The organism is Enterococcus sp. OL5 (genome assembly GCF_006491895.1).
GTDB lineage: Bacteria > Bacillota > Bacilli > Lactobacillales > Enterococcaceae > Enterococcus_D > Enterococcus_D innesii.
Map to the genome: position 1 here is coordinate 77,016 of NZ_VHIL01000002.1, position 23,151 is coordinate 100,166.

At 42.8% G+C, this 23,151-nt stretch carries 20 protein-coding genes, 1 pseudogene and 1 riboswitch; of the genes and pseudogenes, 7 read left to right on the plus strand and 14 right to left on the minus strand.

Annotation, left to right across the window (positions count from 1 at the left end):
* Positions 1-7 precede the first annotated feature (7 nt).
* The gene (locus FJU10_RS02820; RefSeq protein ID WP_140965120.1) at positions 8-700 is read right to left on the minus strand and encodes an NAD-dependent protein deacylase; all 693 of its coding nucleotides are present in this window, start codon (positions 698-700) and stop codon (positions 8-10) included.
* 157 nt (positions 701-857) lie between these two features.
* Here FJU10_RS02820 and FJU10_RS02825 point away from each other — a divergent pair, with 157 nt between their 5' ends.
* The gene (locus FJU10_RS02825) at positions 858-1,388 is read left to right on the plus strand and encodes a response regulator transcription factor (protein WP_140965121.1); all 531 of its coding nucleotides are present in this window, start codon (positions 858-860) and stop codon (positions 1,386-1,388) included.
* Here the strand turns inward: FJU10_RS02825 and FJU10_RS02830 are convergent.
* Positions 1,386-1,679 (minus strand): annotated as a pseudogene (locus FJU10_RS02830) (ATP-binding cassette domain-containing protein); the annotation flags it as partial. The gene FJU10_RS02825 and the pseudogene FJU10_RS02830 sit on opposite strands and share 3 nt — an antisense overlap.
* A gap of 318 nt (positions 1,680-1,997) precedes the next feature.
* On the opposite strand from FJU10_RS02830, the gene FJU10_RS02835 reads away from it, so the two are divergent.
* From FJU10_RS02835 to FJU10_RS02865, 6 genes are all read left to right on the plus strand, one after another.
* Complete coding sequence (locus tag FJU10_RS02835; protein ID WP_005227198.1) at positions 1,998-2,300, plus strand: hypothetical protein; 303 nt, start codon at positions 1,998-2,000, stop codon at positions 2,298-2,300.
* 147 nt (positions 2,301-2,447) lie between these two features.
* Positions 2,448-2,621, plus strand: a riboswitch (Lysine riboswitch).
* Between the two features lie 115 nt (positions 2,622-2,736).
* Positions 2,737-4,326 carry an ABC transporter permease subunit gene (locus tag FJU10_RS02845; protein ID WP_077453979.1) on the plus strand — a complete coding sequence of 530 codons (1,590 nt, stop codon included), beginning with the start codon at positions 2,737-2,739 and terminating at the stop codon, positions 4,324-4,326.
* 11 nt (positions 4,327-4,337) lie between these two features.
* Positions 4,338-5,072 carry an amino acid ABC transporter ATP-binding protein gene (locus tag FJU10_RS02850; RefSeq protein ID WP_005227196.1) on the plus strand — a complete coding sequence of 245 codons (735 nt, stop codon included), beginning with the start codon at positions 4,338-4,340 and terminating at the stop codon, positions 5,070-5,072.
* A gap of 204 nt (positions 5,073-5,276) precedes the next feature.
* Complete coding sequence (gene brnQ, locus FJU10_RS02855; protein WP_140965122.1) at positions 5,277-6,629, plus strand: branched-chain amino acid transport system II carrier protein; 1,353 nt, start codon at positions 5,277-5,279, stop codon at positions 6,627-6,629.
* 118 nt (positions 6,630-6,747) lie between these two features.
* Positions 6,748-8,253 (plus strand): helix-turn-helix domain-containing protein, encoded by a 1,506-nt coding sequence (locus FJU10_RS02860; RefSeq protein ID WP_140965123.1) that lies wholly within the window; start codon positions 6,748-6,750, stop codon positions 8,251-8,253.
* Between the two features lie 360 nt (positions 8,254-8,613).
* Positions 8,614-8,973, plus strand: coding sequence for an iron chaperone (locus FJU10_RS02865; RefSeq protein ID WP_140965124.1), 360 nt, complete (start codon positions 8,614-8,616; stop codon positions 8,971-8,973).
* A 64-nt stretch (positions 8,974-9,037) separates the two neighbouring features.
* Here FJU10_RS02865 and FJU10_RS02870 read toward each other — a convergent pair whose 3' ends face one another.
* The 12 genes from FJU10_RS02870 to FJU10_RS02925 form a co-directional block, all read right to left on the minus strand.
* Entirely contained in the window at positions 9,038-9,391 is a 354-nt protein-coding gene (locus tag FJU10_RS02870; RefSeq protein WP_077453983.1) for a hypothetical protein, read from the minus strand.
* A 106-nt stretch (positions 9,392-9,497) separates the two neighbouring features.
* Positions 9,498-9,956, minus strand: coding sequence for a low molecular weight protein-tyrosine-phosphatase (locus tag FJU10_RS02875; protein WP_140965125.1), 459 nt, complete (start codon positions 9,954-9,956; stop codon positions 9,498-9,500).
* 3 nt (positions 9,957-9,959) lie between these two features.
* A complete protein-coding gene (locus FJU10_RS02880; RefSeq protein ID WP_005227190.1) occupies positions 9,960-10,529 on the minus strand; it encodes a TetR/AcrR family transcriptional regulator in 570 nt (189 codons plus the stop codon).
* 210 nt (positions 10,530-10,739) lie between these two features.
* A complete protein-coding gene (locus FJU10_RS02885; protein ID WP_140965126.1) occupies positions 10,740-12,200 on the minus strand; it encodes a helix-turn-helix domain-containing protein in 1,461 nt (486 codons plus the stop codon).
* Positions 12,178-12,669: a hypothetical protein gene (locus FJU10_RS02890; protein ID WP_140965127.1), complete on the minus strand. Its 492-nt coding sequence runs from the start codon at positions 12,667-12,669 to the stop codon at positions 12,178-12,180. Before FJU10_RS02890 ends, FJU10_RS02885 begins: the two co-directional genes overlap by 23 nt.
* Positions 12,670-12,712: 43 nt before the next feature.
* Positions 12,713-13,507, minus strand: coding sequence for a class A sortase (locus FJU10_RS02895; RefSeq protein ID WP_140965238.1), 795 nt, complete (start codon positions 13,505-13,507; stop codon positions 12,713-12,715).
* Positions 13,497-14,579: a DUF916 and DUF3324 domain-containing protein gene (locus tag FJU10_RS02900; RefSeq protein ID WP_081118261.1), complete on the minus strand. Its 1,083-nt coding sequence runs from the start codon at positions 14,577-14,579 to the stop codon at positions 13,497-13,499. Before FJU10_RS02900 ends, FJU10_RS02895 begins: the two co-directional genes overlap by 11 nt.
* Positions 14,580-14,646: 67 nt before the next feature.
* Complete coding sequence (locus tag FJU10_RS02905) at positions 14,647-15,387, minus strand: WxL domain-containing protein (RefSeq protein ID WP_077453989.1); 741 nt, start codon at positions 15,385-15,387, stop codon at positions 14,647-14,649.
* Positions 15,388-15,398: 11 nt separating this feature from the next.
* Positions 15,399-16,199 carry a WxL domain-containing protein gene (locus FJU10_RS02910; protein ID WP_096742140.1) on the minus strand — a complete coding sequence of 267 codons (801 nt, stop codon included), beginning with the start codon at positions 16,197-16,199 and terminating at the stop codon, positions 15,399-15,401.
* 37 nt (positions 16,200-16,236) lie between these two features.
* Positions 16,237-16,959 carry a WxL domain-containing protein gene (locus FJU10_RS02915; protein ID WP_223079608.1) on the minus strand — a complete coding sequence of 241 codons (723 nt, stop codon included), beginning with the start codon at positions 16,957-16,959 and terminating at the stop codon, positions 16,237-16,239.
* On the minus strand, positions 16,892-17,260 hold the full coding sequence (locus FJU10_RS02920) for an LPXTG cell wall anchor domain-containing protein (RefSeq protein ID WP_096742139.1): 369 nt from the start codon (positions 17,258-17,260) through the stop codon (positions 16,892-16,894). Before FJU10_RS02920 ends, FJU10_RS02915 begins: the two co-directional genes overlap by 68 nt.
* 14 nt (positions 17,261-17,274) lie before the next feature.
* The gene (locus tag FJU10_RS02925) at positions 17,275-22,158 is read right to left on the minus strand and encodes a hypothetical protein (protein WP_223272961.1); all 4,884 of its coding nucleotides are present in this window, start codon (positions 22,156-22,158) and stop codon (positions 17,275-17,277) included.
* Positions 22,159-23,151 lie beyond the last annotated feature (993 nt).

Genomic DNA, 23,151 nt, shown 5'->3' on the forward strand with positions numbered 1-23,151 from the left:
AACTCCTTCATTCAATTTTCTGGAAAAACGTTTCGGCTGCTGCGGTCAACATGCCATATTCATTCGGGATCGCCAATGGTTCCTTATTAATGACCAACACCTGCTGGCTGTAATCGACTAACCCTGCAAAAGGATAGACTTGCAGCGAAGTCCCCACGACCATCGTCAGGTCGGCTTGAGCAACGGCTTGAATGGCTCCTTCAATGGTTTCATCCGTAAATCCTTCCCCGTAAAGCACGATCGCTGGCCGAATCTGACCGCCACATCCTGCATGGTGCCAATCCTGCAAATATGCTTGCCAAGGTACCGGATTGCCGCATTTTCGGCAATAACAGTTGTACAAGGAGCCGTGAAAATCGATTCTTTGGTGACTGCCTGCTTTTTCATGCAAGCCATCGATGTTTTGCGAAACGACCCAGACGGTTTTCTTCGCTTGCAGCTCAGCCATTTTTTGATGAATAATATTAGGCTGTGCTTGAGGATGGTAGAGGTGCTTGACGAACTGATAAAATGTTTCCGGTTCGTTTTCTAAACAGTCATGGCTTAACAAATACTCTGGCTGGGCCACTCCTTGATAGACCCCTTTTAAGGAACGGTAATCAGGAATGCCCGATGGGGTCGAAACACCGGCACCCGTCAAAAAGGTCACCGATGATGCGGCGGTGACCGCTGCGATTGCTTGCTCAATAGATACCTTCATCGTTCTAACTTCCTTTATGGCTTTTCTCTTATTCTAACCGAAAAAGAACCGTTTTTGCGAAAAATCAGCCATTTTCTTTTTTAAAAGCAACTAATGCTTTTTCTTGCGGAATTGCTTATAATAGATGCAATAAATGCAAGGAGACTGGGAAAACCAAATGAAAATTTTGATTATCGAAGACAACAATGAGATCAGCGAAATGTTGGCTACTATTTTAGCAGCTGACTATACCGTCCAGCAAGCCTATTCAGGCACGGAAGGTCTGCTGCTTTTTCAGCAAGATGCTTTCGACTTGATTTTGCTAGATCGAATGCTCCCCGGTAAAGATGGGACAGAAGTCTTGCAAGAAATTCGCCAAACCTCCACGATCCCCGTCATTATCTTGACTGCCTTAGATGAACCAGCCGATGTTTCCACCCTTTTGCTGGCGGGTGCCAATGATTACTTGACCAAACCCTTCAATGTCGAAGAATTAAAGGCCCGTATCATTGTTCAGTTGCGCACAAATAAACAAACCCCTCCAGTTGCCAGCAGCCACTCGTATAAAAACATTCAACTGTTGCCTGACTCGTTTCAGCTGCAACGAGAAGAAGCAACGGTTCAGTTAAAGAAAAAGGAGTTTGAGATTTTTTCCCTGCTCTTAACCAACCCCAAAAAAGTGTATACGAAAGCAATGCTCTATGAATAGATTTTGTTTAGCGGTCAATTGGTCGTAAGCGACTGGAGTCTCAATCACGTTGCCAACGCGTTTCAGCATCTGGGTGTATGCTTTGCCGCCTTCGACACCAAACAACTGCAGACTGCCACCAGTGGGTTGGATCAACTGAACGATTGCTTTTAATAAGGTCGTCTTCCCAGCACCATTTCTCCCCACCAATCCATAAATATCTCCTTTCGCGATCGTTAGATCGACATCATGCAGCGCCTGCTGTTTGCCGTAACGTTTGTTTAATCCTTTGATTGTTAGAACATTTTCCATTTTTACTTCCTCCTTGCTTGCTTCTGTGATCATTCTAGCAAGCAGATCTAAATCAGCTATTAACTAATTATTAATTGATTCTTAACTCGTAGTTTTCTGCAAAAAAAACAGTTTATTTCTATTATACACAGCTAAAAATGAACCAATCTAGAAAAATCGTCCCTTTTTCAGCAAACCCACCAATAGCAAATGTAGCAGACGATCTTTTCATTACTGCTTTTGCGCTTTGTTTTTTGCCTCACAAAGAAAGAGATTCCTTCATGACAAGGAACAAAAAACGTGGTAAACTAGTCACGAATCAAAGTGAGGTGAAATACATTGGTAGCAGCTATTATTTATTGGGCAATGATCATTATCAGTTTCGGTTGGTTGGCAGTCAGCTTATATTTCTCTATCTTCTATTTAGCACGTAAAGAAAATGGCAATCTATGGGCATTTGGCTTTTTAAATGTCATCACAGCAATCATTCAAGCCATCGTCCTTGTGGTGTACCGTACCTTAGGACAAGATTGGGGCGTTACACAATACTCAAGCCTCATCTATCTAGCACTTGGCTTATTGCTTGGTTTGACAGTCATCCAAGCTGTTTTAGGCCGTGAACCAAAAGCGAAAGTCGCTTAAGGGTTCCAATAGACACTCGTAAAAACGATCCGCTTTCTCTTTGATAAAAATAGGGAAATGGTCGTTTTTTTGTTAAAAAGAATTGACATTTGGGTGCTTTTCTTCTAAACTCTGAGAAGAATCAAATTAAATACGAGTACCCTTTAACATTTAGGTAGAGGTCGCGAGGTTCATTAATCCTGCTGAGTGAAGCAACACGTTTACAGCAGAGCTAGGGAACATCGCCGAAACAAGATCGGTTTTGCTTGCATCGATTTTGTTGGGCCGCAAATGAACAATTTGCGGACTGTCTTAGCTTGTCTAAGTTGCGCTATGTTTTGTGAAAGGTTTGTCGACGATGACTTGTCAACAGCCGTTTTCCAATCATGGAGTACGGCTGTTTTTTTGCTTTTTCATCCTTACCTGCTTGTCCAACTCGTGAAAGGAAAGAGAAAAAATGAAAAAAAATAATTGGATCTGGGCGGTCTTCGCCCTCTGTCTAACCCTCATTCAGCTGCCCTTAACTGTGCAAGCGGATGACCAAACACCTGCAGAACAATTCCGTGTCGGCATGGAGGCGGGTTATGCGCCATTTAACTGGACGCAAACCACTGACGCCAATGGTGCCGTGCCAATTTCTGGGGAAGAAGGATCGGCATTTGCCGGCGGTTACGATGTCCAGATCGCCAAACGAATCGCTGAAGGCTTAGGCAAGGAATTAGTGATCGTTAAAACCCAATGGGACGGCCTGCCGCCAGCTTTACAAGCGGGGACTATCGATGCCGTGATCGCCGGAATGTCACCAACTGCCGAACGTCGCGAGCAAATCGATTTTACCGATCCTTACTATGAATCAGATTTGGTGGTAGTGGTTCGTAAAGATGGCGAGTACGCAGATGCCAAAAGTCTCGCTGATCTTGCTGGAGCGAAAATCACTGCTCAGCTGAATACTTTCCATTATACCGTCATTGATCAAATCCCTGAGGTCCAAAAAGAACAAGCCATGCGAGACTTCTCCTCCATGCGCGTTGCTTTAGCTTCGGGAATCATTGATGGCTACGTCAGTGAACGACCAGAAGGCGTCACTGCCGTCGGTGCAAATCCTGATTTGAAGATGGTCGAGTTCGATGAAGGGGCCGGTTTTGAAACCAATCCAGAAGACGTCCAAGTAGCAGTTGGGATGCGCAAAGGCGATCCGGATGTGGAAAAAGTCAATGAGATCCTTGCAGGAATCTCTGAAGAAGAACGGGTTTCCCTGATGGATCAAGCAGTCTTGGATCAGCCTGCAGATGCCAGCGGAGAAACAGCGGATCAAGGTCTGATCGCTGATTTCAAAAAAATCATTGATGATTACGGCATGCTCTTTTTGCGAGGTGCTGGCTTGACCTTATTCATCGCGATCCTTTCAACGATCATCGGATTGATCATTGGTCTCTTAGTCGGTATCTTCCGAACATTGCCGCTTTCAGAAAATCCAGTAGGACGTTTCCTCCAACGGATCGTTAATGGCTTACTAACCATCTATATCGAAGTTTTCCGCGGGACCCCAATGATGGTTCAAGCAATGGTTATTTTCTACGGAACCGCTTTGGCTTTTGGCGTCTCAATGAATCGAACGCTGGCAGCCGTGCTGATCGTTTCTATCAATACCGGCGCCTACATGTCTGAGATCGTTCGTGGTGGGATCTTTGCTGTAGATGATGGTCAATTTGAAGCAGCTCAAGCCATCGGTATGACCCATTGGCAAACCATGATCAAAGTCGTGTTGCCGCAAGTGATGCGCAACATTTTACCTGCTACCGGGAATGAGATCATTATCAATATCAAAGATACTGCCGTCTTAAGTGTTATCAGTGTTGCGGACCTCTTTTTCCAAGGTACATCAGCCGCTGGAACGAACTTCCAATACTTCCAAACATTTGCGATCATCGGTGTGATCTACTTAGTCTTGACCATCAGTGCTACCCAGATCTTGCGCTTTGTTGAACGCAAAATGGATGGTCCCAGTGCGTATGTCAAATTAGAAGACATCAACCCGAACGAATAAGGAGGAAGAACATGTCAGCAATCATTGAAATTGACCATTTAAAAAAGAGTTTTGGCGACAACGAAGTCTTAAAAGACATCAGTTTGTCTGTTAATAAAGGAGAAGTTGTCACGATCATCGGTTCTTCTGGTTCAGGAAAATCCACACTTCTTCGCTGCATCAACTTATTAGAAAAACCAACCAGTGGACAAATCATCTACTTAGGTGAAAATGTGCTAGAAAAAGGCTATGACTTGCCGAAATACCGGACACATCTAGGGATGGTTTTCCAATCCTTTAACTTGTTCAACAATATGAATGTATTAGAAAACTGCGTGACTGGACAAGTCACTGTTTTAAAACGCGATCGCAAAGAAGCGGAAGCGACTGCCAAAGAAAATCTGGAGCAAGTCGGTATGGCTCAATATGCCAATGCCAAGCCTTCCCAGCTTTCAGGTGGACAAAAACAACGGGTAGCCATTGCCCGTGCCTTATCGATGAATCCAGATGTCATGTTGTTTGATGAGCCGACTTCTGCGCTAGATCCAGAAATGGTCGGTGAAGTGTTGAAGACCATGAATACCTTAGCTCATACTGGCTTGACGATGGTGATTGTTACCCACGAAATGGGCTTTGCCAAAGAAGTGTCTGATCGGGTCATCTTTATGGATCAAGGCGTCATTGCCGAGCAAGGAACACCAGAAGATATCTTTATTCATCCAAAAGAGCAGCGCACCAAAGAATTCCTTTCCCGTGTGTTGAATTAATTCTCTGTCTTGAAGCACTTAGTGTTCTTCTTCCGAGCTTTTTATCCTTTTTTCAGTAAGCTTGGAAGAATTCAATGCTAAGTGTTTTTTTATTACGGGAAACAGAATCGTCAGAATTTACCAAAAAATAACAAAAAAACATTGCTATTTGTCGGAAAATTTGTTATTTTTTTAAAAACTAAGGAATTATAGGAGCTTTCACTTATGGAAAAAAAGTTACAGTTTAAGGATTATATGTATGTTGGATCAATGCTTTTCGGTCTGTTCTTTGGTGCCGGAAATCTAATCTTCCCCGTTCACATGGGACAAGAAGCTGGTGCGAATGTCGGCTTAGCCAATCTTGGCTTTTTAGTGACCGGAATCGGATTGCCGTTTTTAGGAGTAATCGCCATTGGGGTATCCCAAAGTAGCGGAGTTTTTGAATTAGCTTCTCGGATCAATCGACGCTATGCAATGATATTTACGATTTTGCTTTACTTAGTGATTGGGCCTTTCTTTGCTCTGCCCCGTTTGGCCACTACTTCTTATGAGATCGGGATCGCTCCCCACGTTTCATCAGATATGCAAACTTGGTTATTGGCCTTGTTTTCTGCCCTATTTTTTGGAGCTGCCTGGTGGTTTTCACGCAAACCGAGCAAAATTCTTGATTATGTCGGGAAGTTTTTAAATCCCTTGTTTCTGGTCTTACTAGGTGTTCTGCTATTTTTCGCCTTTTGGCAACCCCTAGGAACGATCAGCGATGCGCCGATCTATCCTAGCTATCAAAACGATGCCTTCTTCACTGGTTTCACCAATGGTTACAATACCCTTGATGCATTGGCATCCTTAGCATTTGGGATCATCATCGTCTCAACGATTCGCAATATGGGGGTTGAGAAACCTACGACAGTCGCAAAAGATACGATTCTTTCTGGTTCTGTCAGTATCGTGTTGATGGGGATCATCTATACCTTACTTTCTTATATGGGAACCAAAAGTTTAGGCCAGTTTCCCATCAGCGAAAACGGTGGGATCGCTTTGGCACAAATCGCCAACCACTACCTTGGCACTATCGGCAGTCTATTATTGGCATTGATCGTCATCTCTGCCTGCTTAAAAACCGCCATCGGTTTGATCACAGCCTTTTCTGAGACCTTTGCTGGGTTGTTTCCAAAACAAAGCTACGGTTTCTTTATCGCATTGACAAGTATCTTACCAGCGATCTTCGCCAACGTTGGCTTGACCAATATCATTGAATTCTCCATTCCAGTCTTGATGTTTATCTATCCACTGGCGATCACCTTGATTTTGTTGGCGATCATCAGTCCATTATTTAACCATCGCGCCAGTGTCTATCGAATGACGACGTATTTCACGTTGATCGCTGCAATCATCGACGGCTTAAATGCAAGTCCCGCACTGATTACCAACAACGCTTTCGTGCAAGGAATCTTATCTTTTGCGTCAGATTATCTGCCCTTCTTCCAAATCGGGATGGGGTGGGTCGTACCAGCGGCGATCGGATTTTTGATCGGTTTGCTATGGTCATGGTTCAAAAAAGATCCTATTTCGGCCTAAATTAGTTAAAAAGACGAAAATAACCTACCTTTTTTTAAAAGGTAGGCTATTTTTTTGATTAAAAAGACTGACAGTTTCGTAAAAAAAAGATACAATAGAGCCACAAAGGAGGATACCTATGTTTTATGAAGAACTTATGATGGACCCGCAAACATTAATTAAATTTAAAATATTCCGGCGTATGCTAACTCTGCAAAATCCTAGCCACCCAATCGCACAATTGGCAAAGGAAATGGAGTTGAGCTACCAACAAGCTTTTATCGAGTTGACTGAGATCGACCAAGATCTAGCTGAGTTGACTCCGGATCATATGTCGATACTCGGTCGTGGCGGTAAATTACAGCCTCAGAATATCGCGGTAACGATCGATGAATACCGCTTCTATTTATTGAATAAAAGCGTTCCGTTCTTATATGTTCTTTACATGCTGAATGAAGACAATCCAACGATCACGGATTTTTGTGCAAAATACGATGTCAGTCGTTCAACGGTGTCTCGCAAATTTGAACATCTAAAAAAACATTTGAAACAATTCCAGCTTCGCTTTACTTACACTGAATCAAACTTAGTAGGCGATGAGCGTCTTGTGCGGCTCTCCTTATTCAACATTATTTGGTTAGGTACCCGTGGCATTGAATGGCCTTTTGCAATCGCGGAAAGCGAAGCAGAAAAAGTAGTGGATCGTTTCACGGAATACTTCCCAATGACTCACTCTTATCTTGGTCGACTAGAGTTGAAGTATTTTGCTGCCCTGATCCTTTTACGAATCAAAAAAGAAAATTTTGCCAAATACGACAAACGGTACAATTTCTTGATGAAAAATAATCCATACTTCGATTTTGAGCGTTTGACGCAAGTCGTTGATCCTGAAGTTTCAATGACGGACAAACAACTGAAAGGTGAATCTGGCTTTATTTATTTGATGGCGCAAATCTTCCCATTCTATTTAAGTCCGGAAGAAGAAGCCTTACAACAAACGATCCATTTCTTCTCAAACAAACAAAATCCGGTCTATCCGCTTGTGGCAGACCTTTTAGCAGAAATGAAAGCAACATTTTTTGCTTCACAACCTGGCCTGTTAGACGAGCCATTAGTTGTGGGGAATTTGATTAATGTGACCTTCGGCAACTATGTTTTTCGTCAGCCATTTCCTAACATCTATCGCTTGCTGACACCATCGATCAATCGCGGATCTGCTGAAGAACAGTTACAACAAAAAATCGACGATTTCTTGACTAGCTACCGTGAAGAATCAGCAGTAGATTATATCAATGATGAAAATCAAGAGCAGATGGCAACGATGTATACTCATGCCCTCTTGCCATTTTATGATCAAATCCGTTACTCGAATCGTCTACGGGTTGGGGTTGCCTTAGAAGATAATTTCTTAGTTGTTCAAGGTTTAAATCAATTCTTGCATGACTTGACCTTCGTGGCAGCAGAGCCTTATGATCTGAATCAGCAAGAAAATTATGATGTTATCGTTAGTTCCAACCAGTTGATGAAAAAGCTTAAACCAGAAAAAATGAGTTATATTTGGGATTATGCGGCAGATGATCGGCAATACATTGATTTGTACCGTACCTTAAAAAATCGTTTTGATGAAAAGAATCTTTCCTTGTAATCAAACCGTTACGGTTTCTTAAGAACTTCCGAAAAGATTTGTCACAGAATATTCATATTTATCTCGTATACTCTATGTATACCAACAAACAACCCTAACTAACACTTTTTCATTTTTAACTCCTTCCCGTCGGCCACCCACCGACGGGTCTTTTTTGGGGTATTTTCTTAGGTAGTAAACTTAAACACTTTCCAATCTTTTCTCCACAAAAAATTCATATTTGGGCAGTATAGTATACATAACCCAACAAACAACCCTAACTAACACTTTTCATTTTTACTCCTTGCCTGTCAGCCACCCACTGACAGGCTCCTTTTTTTCTTACGGAGTTTACCGTATACTAAAGGCAGGAGGTGTCCTATGACAAAAGACATTACGACAGTTGACCAATACATTGCAGCAGCTCCAGCAGAACGACAAGTGATTTTAAAAACTGTCCGCCAAACGATTAAAGCTGTCTTGCCAGAAGCGGTTGAAAAAATCAGTTACCAAATGCCCACCTATCATCAGGGAGAAACTATCGTGCATTTTGCCTGCGCCAAACAGCATCTCGGCTTTTATCCTACGCCTTCTGCGATCACGGCCTTCCAAGAGGCTCTACAACCCTACAAGACTAGTAAAGGGGCGGTCCAGTTCCCTTTTGCACAACCGATCCCTTATGAACTGATCGCTATGATGACTGCTTGGCGACTCGCTGAAGTCAAAAACAAGCACGCTTAATTAGCAATTAAAAAAACCGCTATGTCTAATGACCCAGCGGTTTTTTTGCTATGCATAGGCTTGATTACAAGCCGGGTTTTGTATTCAATGTGCTGACTTTTAGCACATGATTCAGGGGAATAATTCGCAGCTGCTGACGGTCACTTTGTAATTTCAAGACAACTTGTTCTTTTGCTACCGTTTTACCGACGATCCACCCGGTAACGGTTTCAAAACCACCCAATTTCTCTGTCTTTACTTGCAACACCACCAGATGCTTCGCAGCAGCTGCTTCTTGCAGCGTTCGCTGGATCTCTTTCACTTTTTCAGACTGATTCTTCTTGTCAGCATCATCACTGAAAAAGGTATCTAGCAAGGTTGTGGATGTCATCACAATGAGTTTACCCAACTGTTTAATGGGCGATGGTTTCTTTTCCATTGGACATTCCTTTCTGCGCGTTACAGCAGTTTATAAAACCACACATACGTTCGCATTTCATAATCCTATTTTAGCAAATTTTTGATAAAATACAAGCGAACACGTCTTATTTCTCCGAAGAAATACTCTCTAGCCAATAAGGAATTCCTTCTTGTAGCAGTTGGTAGGTCTCTTCAAAATCCACTGTATAATAAGGATCTGGCACTTCCTCAGTCTCTTTGCCGGGAACGACACTCATATACGAACGGATCTTGGCTGTCGTATTGGCTGGTGCCAGCCCATGCAGGTTTTCAACATTGCTCTCATCCATGCCAATGATCCAATCAAATTTTGTAAAATCTGCCTCTGTGATCTGGCGGGAGATAAGACCTTCGCTTGATAAACCCACTTGACGGAGCTTTTTCTGAGTTCCTGGATGAGCTGAGTGTCCGACTTCCCAAGAGCTAGTCGCTGCCGAATCGATCTGCCAATCCAATTTGCGTTTTGCTATTTCTGCTCTATAAATGGCTTCTGCCATGGGGGAACGGCAGATATTACCTAAACAAACAAATAAAACTTTCGTCATCGCTCACTGCTCCTCTTTTTCATAGATTTGGTGGCCAAAAAATTCTACATCCTTCGCCAAACGAAACAATTGCGTTGCAATCTCTAATGGCGTCTCTGGAAAGTCGTTGTGAATCCAATTTTCCAAAATGCCTCCGCAGCCGTAGGAAAAGAACCGGCTATAGAATAGAATGTCTTGTTTCGTCAATTGCTGCTCTTGATCGACCTCCAAGAATAAGCGCTGAAAAAGCGGTTCTGTGATCTGTAAAAAACCGTTCATTAAGATCTCGCGGTCATAAGCCAGTGATTTGCGGTAAAAGGCCGGCGCTTGTTTCATTGCTTTCAGCATGCGTAAGGCGGCCTCTTCCCAATTATCAAGGGAGACATCTTCAGTCGTCAAAAAAATCAGCGCATCTTGCCGATAGATCCATTGGATCAGGGCTTTCTTATCAGGAAAATGATAGTAAAACGTCTGCCGATTGACCTGCGCTTTTTCGGCGATCTCCTGCACGCTGATCTTATTCACTTCTTTGGTCTCACAAAGGGTGATCAATGTCTGGCCAATCACAGCCTTCGTTTGTTTCCCATCCATCATAGGGCACCTCTTTTTCTTCTCTTTCTATCATACCAAATTTTCTAGCAAAAAAAAATCCTATCAAATGTTCCTTTTTCACAACCAATAAGTGATACATTACAAAGATGACCGATTCATGATTGTTCTTTTGGCAATGTGATTCTCTGCAAAAAAAAACGCCTGCCTCCTTGAGAGGACAGACGACGCTTTATTATTAAAACGGCGAGATGCTCATTGTGCCGTTTTGTTTTGAAACTGTTCCCTGCGGATCGCGCTGACTTTTTCTGTGAAATTGGCCCAATCAATAGGTCTAGGAGGGGCCAACCATAAGATATGGTCGATTCCTAAGGCACCATAAAAGGGGAGGTTTGAAAGAATCAAATGCGTTTGATCATCTGGGTAACTCTGGAATTGCACATTCAAATCGAGAATTTTTTCGATATTCTTTTGGATCATCTGATTATAAGAATCACCAAAAGAAAAATCAACGCAGACATACAAGGGAACCAAAATCTCTTTTAAAGGAATCGTAGAAACTAATAAAATCAGGTATCTGAAAAACAAAAATTCCTTGTTGTTCCATAAGATTGGGCGATTGCGGTTTTCTTCTAAATAGTTGCGACAAAAGGCTGCATATTCGGGGTACGTCTCAAGAAAATACGTCACATCCATATATTGGTATTCATAGCGGGAACTAAAGGAAAACGATAAGAGCTGGTAATGGATCGTGGTCGTCTCGGTCTGAAGGAGTGTCAATGTTTCAGCCGTTAATGAGAACTGCTGTTGGACCGATTGAATAAAATCCGTGTTTAATTGCTGAATATAGATTTGTTCTTGATCAATGTAACTGTTATTGTCGATCAACCACCCTTCAACGATCAAAAAGCGTAAAATATCCCGTGCCTCACATTCTAGCACTTCTTGATCTGTGATGGCTAAAATCTCTTGTAACCAGCTTTTCAACTCATCAATAATCACCAAGTGCTTCGGCATGATCAGATCATTTTCTAGTGTATTTTGCATGTAATGCCCTTTATCCATGCGGGACAAAATAATGCCTAAATAGTGTTTCTTGCGAATTCGCATGCGAGCAGACTGTTCGTGATTAAGCCAATTACTCTCATTGAATCGCGCAAAAGACTTTTCTTTTTCGAGGATCTCTTTTGGAAAGGGAGAATGATCCAAATAATATTCCTTCATAAAAAAGAGAAAAATAAATTCTCTGATTTCACTTTCCTCCCCCACCAGCTGAAACTCTTTCGTCACATCAATGTCGTATTCCTTCAAAATCAGTTTAAACTGTTTAAATTCTTTATAGACAGGATTGTGACTCAAATAATGATTGGTGGCAAATTCATATAGCGAAGACAATTGTTCAAAAAAACATTCTTTCAACATGGAAAATTTTAACGCTTGATCCAAATAATAAGTCAATAGCGTATCGGAAGTTGCCAGCCCGGACGCATTGAGTTTAATGACCGTCCCATCGGTCACGATCTCAAATTCCTCATTCAACCCTAGTTCATAAAAATCAAGATTCAATTCTTGAACAGTTTTGTTGATTAGAAATTCCGACATGGTCAATTGATCCATCAAGGTTTCTTTCGTTTCAGAAAGAGCGATGGCGTTTTCCAAATATTGTAACAGGACCAATTTTCGTTTGTCCGCTTTATTCAAAAATGTCACAAACATGCGTTTTCAAGCCTCCATTATTTTTTTGGCCATAAAGAACGTTTCCTGAAAATAAATAGCAGAGACTGGCAAGATACGAAGGGTTATCATCCCCATCGCCATCCGTATTATTTCCTGGGAGTGCTACATCCACTTTTAAACTATCCGATACGAAAACATCTTCTAGCATGACTCGTTGTCCAAAGTGTTTCTGTTTGTCCAAAAAATTACTTTCTGGAGATATGGATTGCTCCTGCTCTTTCTTCGGAACCGTTTCCGGTTCAGGAGCTGGTTGCTCTTCTGGTTCTTTTTTTTCAGCAGGTGGTTCATTCACTTTTTCTGGTACTTCTTCCGGAGGATCTGTCGGAACGATTTCTTCTGAGGGGTCCAGCGGATTATAGATGGTGGCAAAAACGACTTGTTCTGTAACAAGATCAATCAATCCAATAAACATGCAGGCACCAATGACAAAGCCAAATCTGCGTTTCATTTCTTCACCTTCCTTATCATCCGCGCACTTTCTGATGATCTTTCTATGACGCTGAACGTTCCAACAGTTTGTGAACGCTTAGCAGGCATCCACTAATTATAAATAAAATAACAAATAAAAGAAACCAATTTTTTTTAGATTGTTGTTTCCATTGCTTTTCTTGTTTTTCAATCAGCCCATCCGATGATTGTGGCGTACTGCTCGACGATTTTTGCGACTGCTGGGCAGTTGTCTGCTCAACAGGAATCGCTGTCAGCACTAAGCGTTCGTCCGTTCGCGTTGGTGTTGGACAAGTGATCAAGGTCAGCCTTGGCCCTTGGTCATCCGCTAAAACCGACAAGTCTGTTTCCTCCACGATTTTTTTATCGATGATGATATACTGTTGATTTTCCTCGAGATAGCTCACTGACACTTCCATCCCCACCTGTGCTTCTAGCAATTGACCAAATAACAAACTTTGTCTACCGAGATGATGCCCTAAAACGACAAAATTGCTATTTTTTAACAAACGCTGAGGAAACATCACGACACCGCCTTTCAGTAGCTGATGATTGGTTATCCCCACCAATAGCGGCTGCTGGAACTCGATCGCTTCAATTGCAACAAAGCCGTACCCGGTGATCGTTGCTGGCTGTGGCGCTAAGACGTCCTCCAGAGTCGGTATCTGAATGGTTTCTTCTTCTGGAATCGTTGTCGGCAGCTGGGTCGCTATCGTCAATTCGCTTGTGCGTAATTGCCAACTGACGATGCTTTCTTTTAAAAAAGGAAGTGCCAACAAGAGGATACCTGCGATGATCAAGCCATCGATCAAGTATTTCTCAAGGTGCTCACGCTTCATCCGTTTCATTTTTTTTCTTTCGTCGGTACCATAAAAGCAGCAAGAAGGCGAGTAATAACAACAGACCGCCGATCAAGAAGTAAAGCCACGTGTAATCTGTTTCGATCGTCACATCTTTCTGGTTCAGATCACGTGCGACATCGCCAGTCACTGTGAATTCTTTCTCAAAGGTCCACTTATAAAGATAGCTTTCTTCTTCGCCTTCTTCATTTTCAACTTTGTATTGTCCTTCTTCACTTTTCCCACCATAGGCAACGGAAGTCAACACGTAGGTCCCGGCTTCTAAACGTTGTCCTTCTAATGAGATTGGGTACGAGAAGTTGGAATTAGGTGCCATTTGCATCCGGGAAGTATCCGAAGAATACAAAACATCGCTATCGCCTTTTTTCTTCACTTCATTGATCAGGCGTAATGAATTCAAGTACGCTGCTTCAGGATTTTGGAGGGTGACATTGATGGTGTTACGAGAATTGACTTGTCCCGGTCCAACATCTAGTAGTTTCAGATCCGGCGCAACTTCTGCTGTATTTTGACGCAATAAAATCGCAACGACATAGGCATACTCGTTCTTGATGGCTAAGCCTTGGTCTTCTTCACTGTCAGCCGTAGCATTTTCCTCTGTCGTTTCTTTTAAGGTCAAGCCACCTGCGATGACTCCTTCAAAGGATTCCGAAGGCATAGTGATCTTTAAAGGCAAGGTGATCTGGGATTGTTTCGGGATCGTGATTTCTTTCTCCACTTCAATCAAGTCAGCCATATCATAAGGCAATGTTTCATCTGCTTCGATGTCGTTTTCGCCATATTCCACGACTCCATTTAGGTTTGTGGTAGCTGAAGCGATCACTGGTGCGATGACTACCTCTTGATCGGTATCATTACGCAATTGGACTTCCACAGTTTGGACCGTCCCCGGCGCCATTTTCAAGTCAAAATAAGTCTTTTCTTTATCGATTTGGTTCTCTGGAATCACTGGATTGACGGCAAAGTTAAATTCAGAAGCGGTTCCTATAGTTGGTACGAAAAAGAAAATACTCGCGAATAGGAGCGCCAAAAGCTGGTTGATTTTTTTCATGATGGATGTCCCTTCTTTCTATGTATTCTCCTTGAACCTCGAAAGGGTTCAAGGAGAAAGCTGGTACTTATGGGTTGGTTGGTGTGTCTGTTAGTAACCAAGTAAACGTGGTGTTGTATTGGCTGGCATATTTCGTCGTTGAGCCTGGAACTTCCAACTCAATACTATCCATGGCTGCGGCTAAACTATCGCCCCAACTCATTAGATAGGTTCCTGCTCCTTCACCATCTTGGGCACTCATCACTAAGGATTGGGCACCGTTTGGATTCAATGTGATCGTTGTGCTCACATTTGATGGTTTTGGTGACAATGACGGTGTTACCACAGTTCCCTTTGTCAAACGAATTTGCGCAGCAGTCAATTCTTGGTCTTCCGCTGTTTTGAACTGGCCATTTTGGCGAACATTCAATGTCCAACCGCTCTCTGTTCCCCGATTGTCTGTTACTTGGACGAAGTTGGGGCCTTCTTGATTTTCATTTGCTGAATCCACGTATTTTTGGGTTTCCGCATGGTAGACCTCTGTTTTCGAGGTGATTTTTTGTGTGCCAAAGTAAAGGCTTGAAGCAAAATCAATCGATAGCGGTCCGTTGGTTCCCGGATTTGGTCCATCTGGGTCTGTTGGATCAACTGGTTTGATTGGATTTTCTGGATCTGGATCCGTTGGGCTGATTGGATTGGTTGGATCCGTATTTGGTTCAAAGGTGATTTGTCCATTTGAGTTGTATTCTGCACTGTCTGCTGCTTGTGCCAGCACTGGTGCTGCTAGGCTTAAGCCTAATACTGAGAGAAATGCTAGTGTCTTTTTCATATCTATACTCCTTATCCTTCCGTTCCTGGTGTATCTGATAATACCCAAGTTAGTGTAGTCGTGTAGCTAACGGCATCTTTTGGTGTGCTGCCGGGTACAGAAAGTGCGACCGCTTTGGTAACATCTGCTTGTACTTCTTGGCCATCTTTATCTATTTCAGTGACCGTTTCAACGCTTCCCCAAGCATTGACCCATGTTCCAGCCCCCGTTTGATTTGCTGCAGTCATCACCACTGATTCAGCACCTGCTGCATCCAATGTGATCGTTGCTTCCGCCACAGGAGCTGTGACACCCACCGCATTGGATCTAACTGTCGGACTTGTTAGGGTGATGACAGAACCTGTCAATTCTTGATTCAACGTTGACTCATTTTTGAACTGCCCATTTTGTTTCACAGACAACCGCCAACCGGCATTACTACCGCGATTATCTGTAACTTGGACATAATTGGCAGTTTTTAATGTAGAAGCTGTGTCATCGTCATTCAAGTATCCTTGTGCTCGTGCATAATAGACTTCGTTTTTATTTGAGATTTTATTGACACCAAAATCTAAGCTAGAGGCATAATCGATCGATAATGGACCATTCGTTCCAGGGTTTGGTCCATCGGGATCGGTTGGATCCACAGGATTGACCGGATTTTCTGGATCTGGATTTTCTGGATTGACTGGGTTCGTCGGATCAGTATTCGGAATAAAATCAACCGCCCCATTTGATGTGTAAGAAGCAGCTTCAGCTGCTGAAACCTCGGTTGCTGCACTCGCTGCTGCCAATACGGCAAGACTTACAAAGACCCACGCTGTTTTTTTCATTAATATATAACACTCCTTTTATTTTAAAGATCGTTTCTTAATTACTACCGATATTATCTGGGACATTTTTTAAATTCCAAGTCAATGTCGTCCGATACTCTTTGGCCAATTTTACAGAACTACCTGGCACGTTTAATTTTACTGCCGTTGATCCTTCGGTTGCATCGTTCCCAAACTTGTAGATCCAAGTCCCCATTCCTTTTCCAACAGGTGCGTTGACCAATGTGACTTCACTATCTGGTACAAAGGTATGACTTGCCGTAACCGTTGGTGCGTATTGCATATCGGTGACCGAAGTTGTAGCGCCAGATGCGATCGATAATGAAGCGCCTACCAGTTCTTCGTCATCAGCCGTTTTGAATTGTCCATTTTGCACAACGCTCAATGACCAACCTTCTTGTGTTCCTCGTTTATCAGTTACTTGCACATAGTTTGGTCCAGCAGCGCCAGCTGTGAACTCTTGTAGCTGTGCGTAATAATCTTTTGTTTCAGAAGTGATCAGTTGGTTGCCAAATTGAAAACTTGAAGCAAAATCAATCGATAGTGGTCCAGCTGTTCCAGGGTTTGGTCCATCGGGATCGGTTGGATCGACAGGATCAACTGGTTTTTCTGGATCGGTCGGGTCGACTGGATTCGTTGGATTCGGGTCTGCTTCAAAAGTAATTGCCCCATTTGATGTGTATTCAGCGGCATTAACGGCTGTTGGTAACAGTGCAGTGCTCATCAATAGAATGCCTGCCGTCAAGAAAAGTTTTTTCATTTTTTGTTCTCCTTTTGATTAAAATGATTCCTACTGCCAACAAAACGACAAGACCACTGCTTTGATAGCGATTAAAGTGATCTGACCCTGTTGCTGGCAAAATATTGTTGCCTTTTTGATTAACTTGTTTATTCCCTGGTTGTTCTTTTATGGGCTCTTCTGGCTCCTCAACGGGTTCTTCATAGACGCCGAAAAAGGAAGTGACACCATTGCTGTCATAGGCACCTGCTTCGGCTGCTGAAACGAGTTGAGGGAACAATAATAGATAGCCAGTAATAACACCGATCATGATTTTTTTCATTTGTTTTCCTGCCTTTATGGGTTGCCAGGTGCCGAAACCAGCTGCCAGCTCAAGGTTCCTTGATAGTCCCCAACTTTTTGCTGTTCGACTGGAACGGTAAGTTTGATGCCTTCATTTTCACTTTCGCCCCAGTGCTGATTCACGACGTAAGTGCCATTTTCTGTCAATTCCGTTTCCTCGACGATCATTTCCCCACTAGTTATCATCTGTTCTTGACCGTTTTTCACAAAGCGGAAGACATCGGTTAATTGATCTGTTCCATCCGTTAATGGCTGTTGCTCTTTGACCGTCAAGCGCCATGGACTTCGTTCGGATCCTCTGGTATCTTTCACCGCTAGTTCTCCTGTGATCGTTGGCCAATAATCTTGTGTTTCTGTGGCAACTTTTTGCTGCCCAAAATCAAAGGCTGTCGGCACACTGCTTAAAACAAGCTCGCCGGCAACTGCGACGTTGACGACTTTTTCTGCCCGTTGACTGCCTGCTTCATAATGGTAAGCCGTTGACACATTTTTCAACAACTCATCTTCCGTTGCTTGTTGGATCGCGGTAAAAGCTTGCGGATCGACAGTCGGTGATACATTTTCGCGATTATCTGCAAAAATCGTGGTTGCTTGGGTATAGTCTGCCAGAGCTGCTTCATCGGTCAGCGCCGTTGCTTCCGGTAAGGTCAAACGGACATCTTTTGCATAGACGGCAAATTGCCGGTCGTCAGAAATGACACTCTCATTTTTGACCACCACCAAATTAACGGTGGTTTCTGCCTGATTCTGATCGTTTTCACCTACCGAGAAAGTGATCGCTTGTTTGCGATAGACCGCTGTTTCTAACGGTTCTTGAATTGCAGCTAAGACCTCTTCTGTCAGCGTATCTTTAAAGAAAGGACGCCCACTAGCTTCGAGATAAGTCACAGCTTGTTCTTTGGTCAGCGATTGTGCCTCTTGTTCTGTAAGAATCACATTGCGGGCTTGGACTTCCGCCTTATTTGAGTAGCGTACGCTGATATCGTAACTATATTCCCCATCAGGACTCGTCCAATCAACTGGTTCTGAATCTGGTTGTTCCGTCAACTGCTGATCCATGCTATCTAGCTTGCTGGATTTGATTTGACCGGCATATAACCATGAACCGGACGTTTGGGTTTCTGGTGTAAACGTCAATGTTGGCAATTCTGTGACCGTATAAGGAATCAATAAACGCCCTTTTTGCACTTGTGTCCCTGCTTGCTCCGTCCCCCAGGCTTGCAAGGTCAGCGGTGTATTGTTCTCTTTGACTGCCGTTACATTGTGACTAATAGCCCCGATCCCGTTCGCTACTCCCGGTGTTTCAACTTCGTAGTTAATGATCGAACCTGGTATCGCAATACCGTACCCGTTGGCTGCATTGGTGACATCGTTGTCCCCAATGAAGGTTTTCCCAGTCGCTTTTTCGATCCCACTGAAATTGATTGGGGTGATCGCTGCCGCATTAGCAGCAGTTGGATTTATGGTCAACACTTGGTAAGCACTAACCGTACCAAACCACGTTCCTTGACTATTGACTCGAGAGCCTGCATCATTGGTCGTCGTTTTCAGCCACGTTAAATGGTCTTTATCCGTATCTGGTGTTGCGAAATCTGAGAGATTGATTCGCCCCGTTCCCGGTGGTGACTCGATCGTCCCTTGGTCTTCCACCGTTAACTTCGCGCCTGAAATCAAATTCGTTGCGGAAGAAATACCGATACCGGCATTTTTAGAAAGATGGATATCACCAAACTGATGATAGGTCGTTGCGTGATTGGCAGCAGTGGCTGAACGACCATTTTTGATGTCTCCCCCATTGGCCATTAGCTTGATGCCGTTTGTCACGTTCAATTCGGTAAAGTTGACGATCCCCAGACCCGTCACAGCGATCGGATCAGTTTGATAAGAAGCTGTCCCATCGACATTTTCACCAAAGCTCATCTTCACTTGATTACTGCTGTTGGCTACGATCGTGTTCGTAAAGTTATCTGACGCATTTCCGCCTGAGATCCCATTGATACTTTTGGCTCCTTGAACCCGCATCTCGACATCTCTTAAAATTCGATTTGAAGAAATGTTTGAATAATTTGTTGTATACAAGTTACCGATACTTGATCCTTCTGCTTGTATATTAATATTGATTTTACCGCTTCTTGTGTTGGCGGCCGTTGAACCACCATCACCATAGATCGTTGCCCCATTCAGCGCATCTGATCCCGGTTTTGTATATATGTTCAATGTAATCGTATTGGAGCTATCGGTCCCAACGATATTCGTACTGTTAAACGGATTACCGCCTGAGATGTTCGTTCCAGAAGGAAGCTTAAATTCCCCTTCATAGTCCCTTAGGTCGATTGTTAATTGGGCATCCCCTAGCAGCGAACCTGCATTCGTGATTCCTCCAGAAAAAGCACTTGGACCTGTCCGAGGTGTTCCAGAAAAATCTCCGCCGTAAATTCGATTATCAGAATTTCCATTGATCGTGTGTCCTGAAAAATATCCATACGAGGCCCCCATTGAGGCATTGATGATACCATCATGAACAGTCACTGAAACGTTCCCAGTAATTTTGGCATCCCCCCAACCGCCGCCACTGAGAAACCAGTCGACTTGGCCGTAATTTACTTCAGCATGTGAATCACCGAATACACGTTTACCGGTATATCCTGCACCTTCCAACGTATCAACGATCCCGCCATTCAAGATGTTTGCTGTGTTTCCCTCGATGATTCCTGAAAAACCACCACCATAGGTCCAACGAGCGACTACATTGTTTAGGACTGTTTTGGTATCCCCATAAATATAAAGGTTGGTTGCTTGCACACCATTGGTACCGCCTCCGCCTACGATATCAAACGTTCCGACACCATTTGCTCGTGAATTCAAGCTATTTGAATAGGCAATACCATCTTTATAAGATCGTCCCCCATAACTGTAGACGAATCCAGGACCACCGACCGTGCGAGAATCATTTAATACGCCGACCTCGACAGTTGTGCTACCGTCAATAAATCCACCATACCCAGCTGCCCGCGTATAGGATAAGTTGTCTCCTCCATAACTGACACAGCCTTCTAGGATTTTCGTCGTAATATCGCCGTATACTTTAAAGCGAGCAGTGGTTTCAGCATAAGCTCGGCGATCTGCCGGTGTCATCGCGTCATACACACTATCGGATCCAGTTTGCAGACTTGTAACACTCACGTCCATTCCTGCTCCGCCATCGACACGATTGAATGACCCTTGATTGTAGTCACCTGCTTTAATCGTATTTTCAATGCTCCCAGTAATCGTTCCATTGGTTCGATTGGCACCAATAAAATAGGCTGCTCCTGTAGAATAGGCACTAGTGTCTACGTGGTTCGTAATCGCTGTTTGCTCTCGTGCCTGTCCAATATTTCCTTCTCTGGAACCACCATAATAATTCAATCCTGTGCCGGTCCAACCACCAACTCCTGTGACAGTATTGTTGACTGTTCCACCAATGTTCCCGTATTGAACACCGCCATAATAGGTTCCTAAACGGAAATTGGTGTTCGTTGTTTGAAAGACTGTTGCGACATTACCGGTAACATTAGCTGTATTTGAAGTACTGGTTCCGAGACCGCCCCCATAATAATTAGTCAGGGTGCCATTTAGTCGATTGATGGTAACGTTGGTATTCCCATCAATCGTACCGATATTGGCACCTCCTGCAATCGTACTGATGCCACCCACCGTATTATTAACGACAATCTCTGTATTCCCGGTCAACGTACCACCGCTTTGATTCCCACCATAGATGTTCCAAGTTCCTGAACCTGTCGCATTTAGCGTGATCGTCGGGTTTCCAGTAAGGTCGCCATTGTTGCTTCCCCCATAAATAGCAAGGCCATTGCCGGTGGAACCACCGTTCAAGGAAAGACTATGCCCATTCATGTACATTCTCGTACCCGTATAGTTGAGGTTTCGAATCACTACATCAGAACCGAAGTAGATGTCCGTACCAAAAGGAACGGTTCGACTACCCGAAGTCAACGTTGTTGCATCTGTGATGGGATCATCACTATGTCCTGTGATGATCAAGCGACTGATTTTTCCTTGTAGTGCATAAAAAGTCATGTTTGTATTATCGACTGTGTCTGGAATCGTCTTTGAAGTCAGATTTGTTGGCAAAGTCGTTAAAGCTGAGCCAGAGCCGACATACAAAGCAAATTCTTGGCCATTGCCGTTTTGATACATATCAAACAACGCTTGACGAATCCCTTCAGCACTATTGGTATATTCCGCATATGCTAAACCATCTCCAGCTGGACTTGGTACAGCGATCACTTTCGTTTTATCGGCTTCTGCAATGATCTCTTTGATCGATTGTTCTGCTAACGAGATGTTCGCTGCTCTTGCCTTAACAGTCGGTTTAAAAACAGCAGTTAAGGTTTGATTCTCCGTGAAAATCAATTCAGTCAACGCTTGGCTCGTGTAAACTGTCCCGTCTAACGCCCATCCTTCAAAATCAGTATCATCCTCAAAAACTGGTAGTTCACTTTTTTCTATTGCTTCCCCTATGTTTTTGCTGACCTGAATGCTGGTTTCCCCAGTAGCAAATACATGCTCAGTATCTGTCAAAAAAGTCAATTGTACTTCTTCTACGGTTTCAGATGACTCTTCGGTCTCTGACGAAGATGTCTTCGCAGTTGCTTCTGTAGAATCTGTCGAAGCAGGTTCGCTAGATGCTTGCATTTCCGTTCCGTTCGTCTCTTCCAGACTGTCGATCGATGAAATGACAGAGTCAGCAGAAGACGTACTTTGTTCTTCACTTGTTTTTGTAACACTTTCGGCTTGTGCCACTACCATTGCATATGAAAAACACGGACCTGATGTTAGTAGAAAAACAAGTAAAGATGTTAAAAACCGTTTCACTTTATCCCTCCTATCTTAAAAAATTAACGTATCGCGCAGTGCACGCCATGTGTTACAACTCTTAGTTTAGCGATTTGAAGGAAGAGAATTGTAATTCTTTTTTTCTCCCGTTCAAAATTATGATTATAATTATTTTTTCATAATTCCAATTTTAGTAACTTCCACATCTTACAGCTATCTGTTACTCATCGATTGAAAAAATCGCAAATTATCAGGATGAATCATCGATTCTTTTCGAAAAACTGCTTTTCTCCTTCATAAATAATACAAAAAACGAGGGATAAATCAACACCAAAAATTAAATTAAGATGAGAAAAATAAATAAAAAGATAAAATATTTGACAAAATCCCGTGAAGAAAAAAGCTTTTCTATCTCCCAAAAATGATAAGTTAAAAGAACGCTTCCCATCTTCTCTCTGTAGATAATGATAAATGTTATAAATCAAAAAAATGAAATAAAAAACGTTATTTAAAAAAATCAGTACATAATAAAATAACAAAATAAAAAATATTATTTTTTTATAAATCACTGATTTCGATAAAATAATTAAAGTTATTTTGAAATAACGCAAAAAAGAGACTGTGACAAAAGCCCATAAAAGAAAGCCGCAAGAAAGGCTCTATAATTTATGGGACTGATGAATCAGAATTGATTCTTCAGCCCCATTTTCGTTTTAGATATAAAAAACATATCGTTCTCTAATATGATTAAATCAGGACAAAATAAACAAACTAAGAGGACGATAAGTGGTATGAATGATTCTATCAAATATGAATACAAAACAAGGAAAGTAATATTCAAAAAAATCTGAGCTAGAATGAGTTTCATCCTGCTCAGATTTATCTTTTGCATATTAGCCTCTATTGAAAATAGCTATTATTCTCCAATGACTTGTGCGTATACATCGTTGCAAGATGTTGCCTCTCCATTAGCAAATGATACTGAATAGATGATGCCTCGGCTTCATTTGTTGCAGTAAAGTTTGTTGCTCT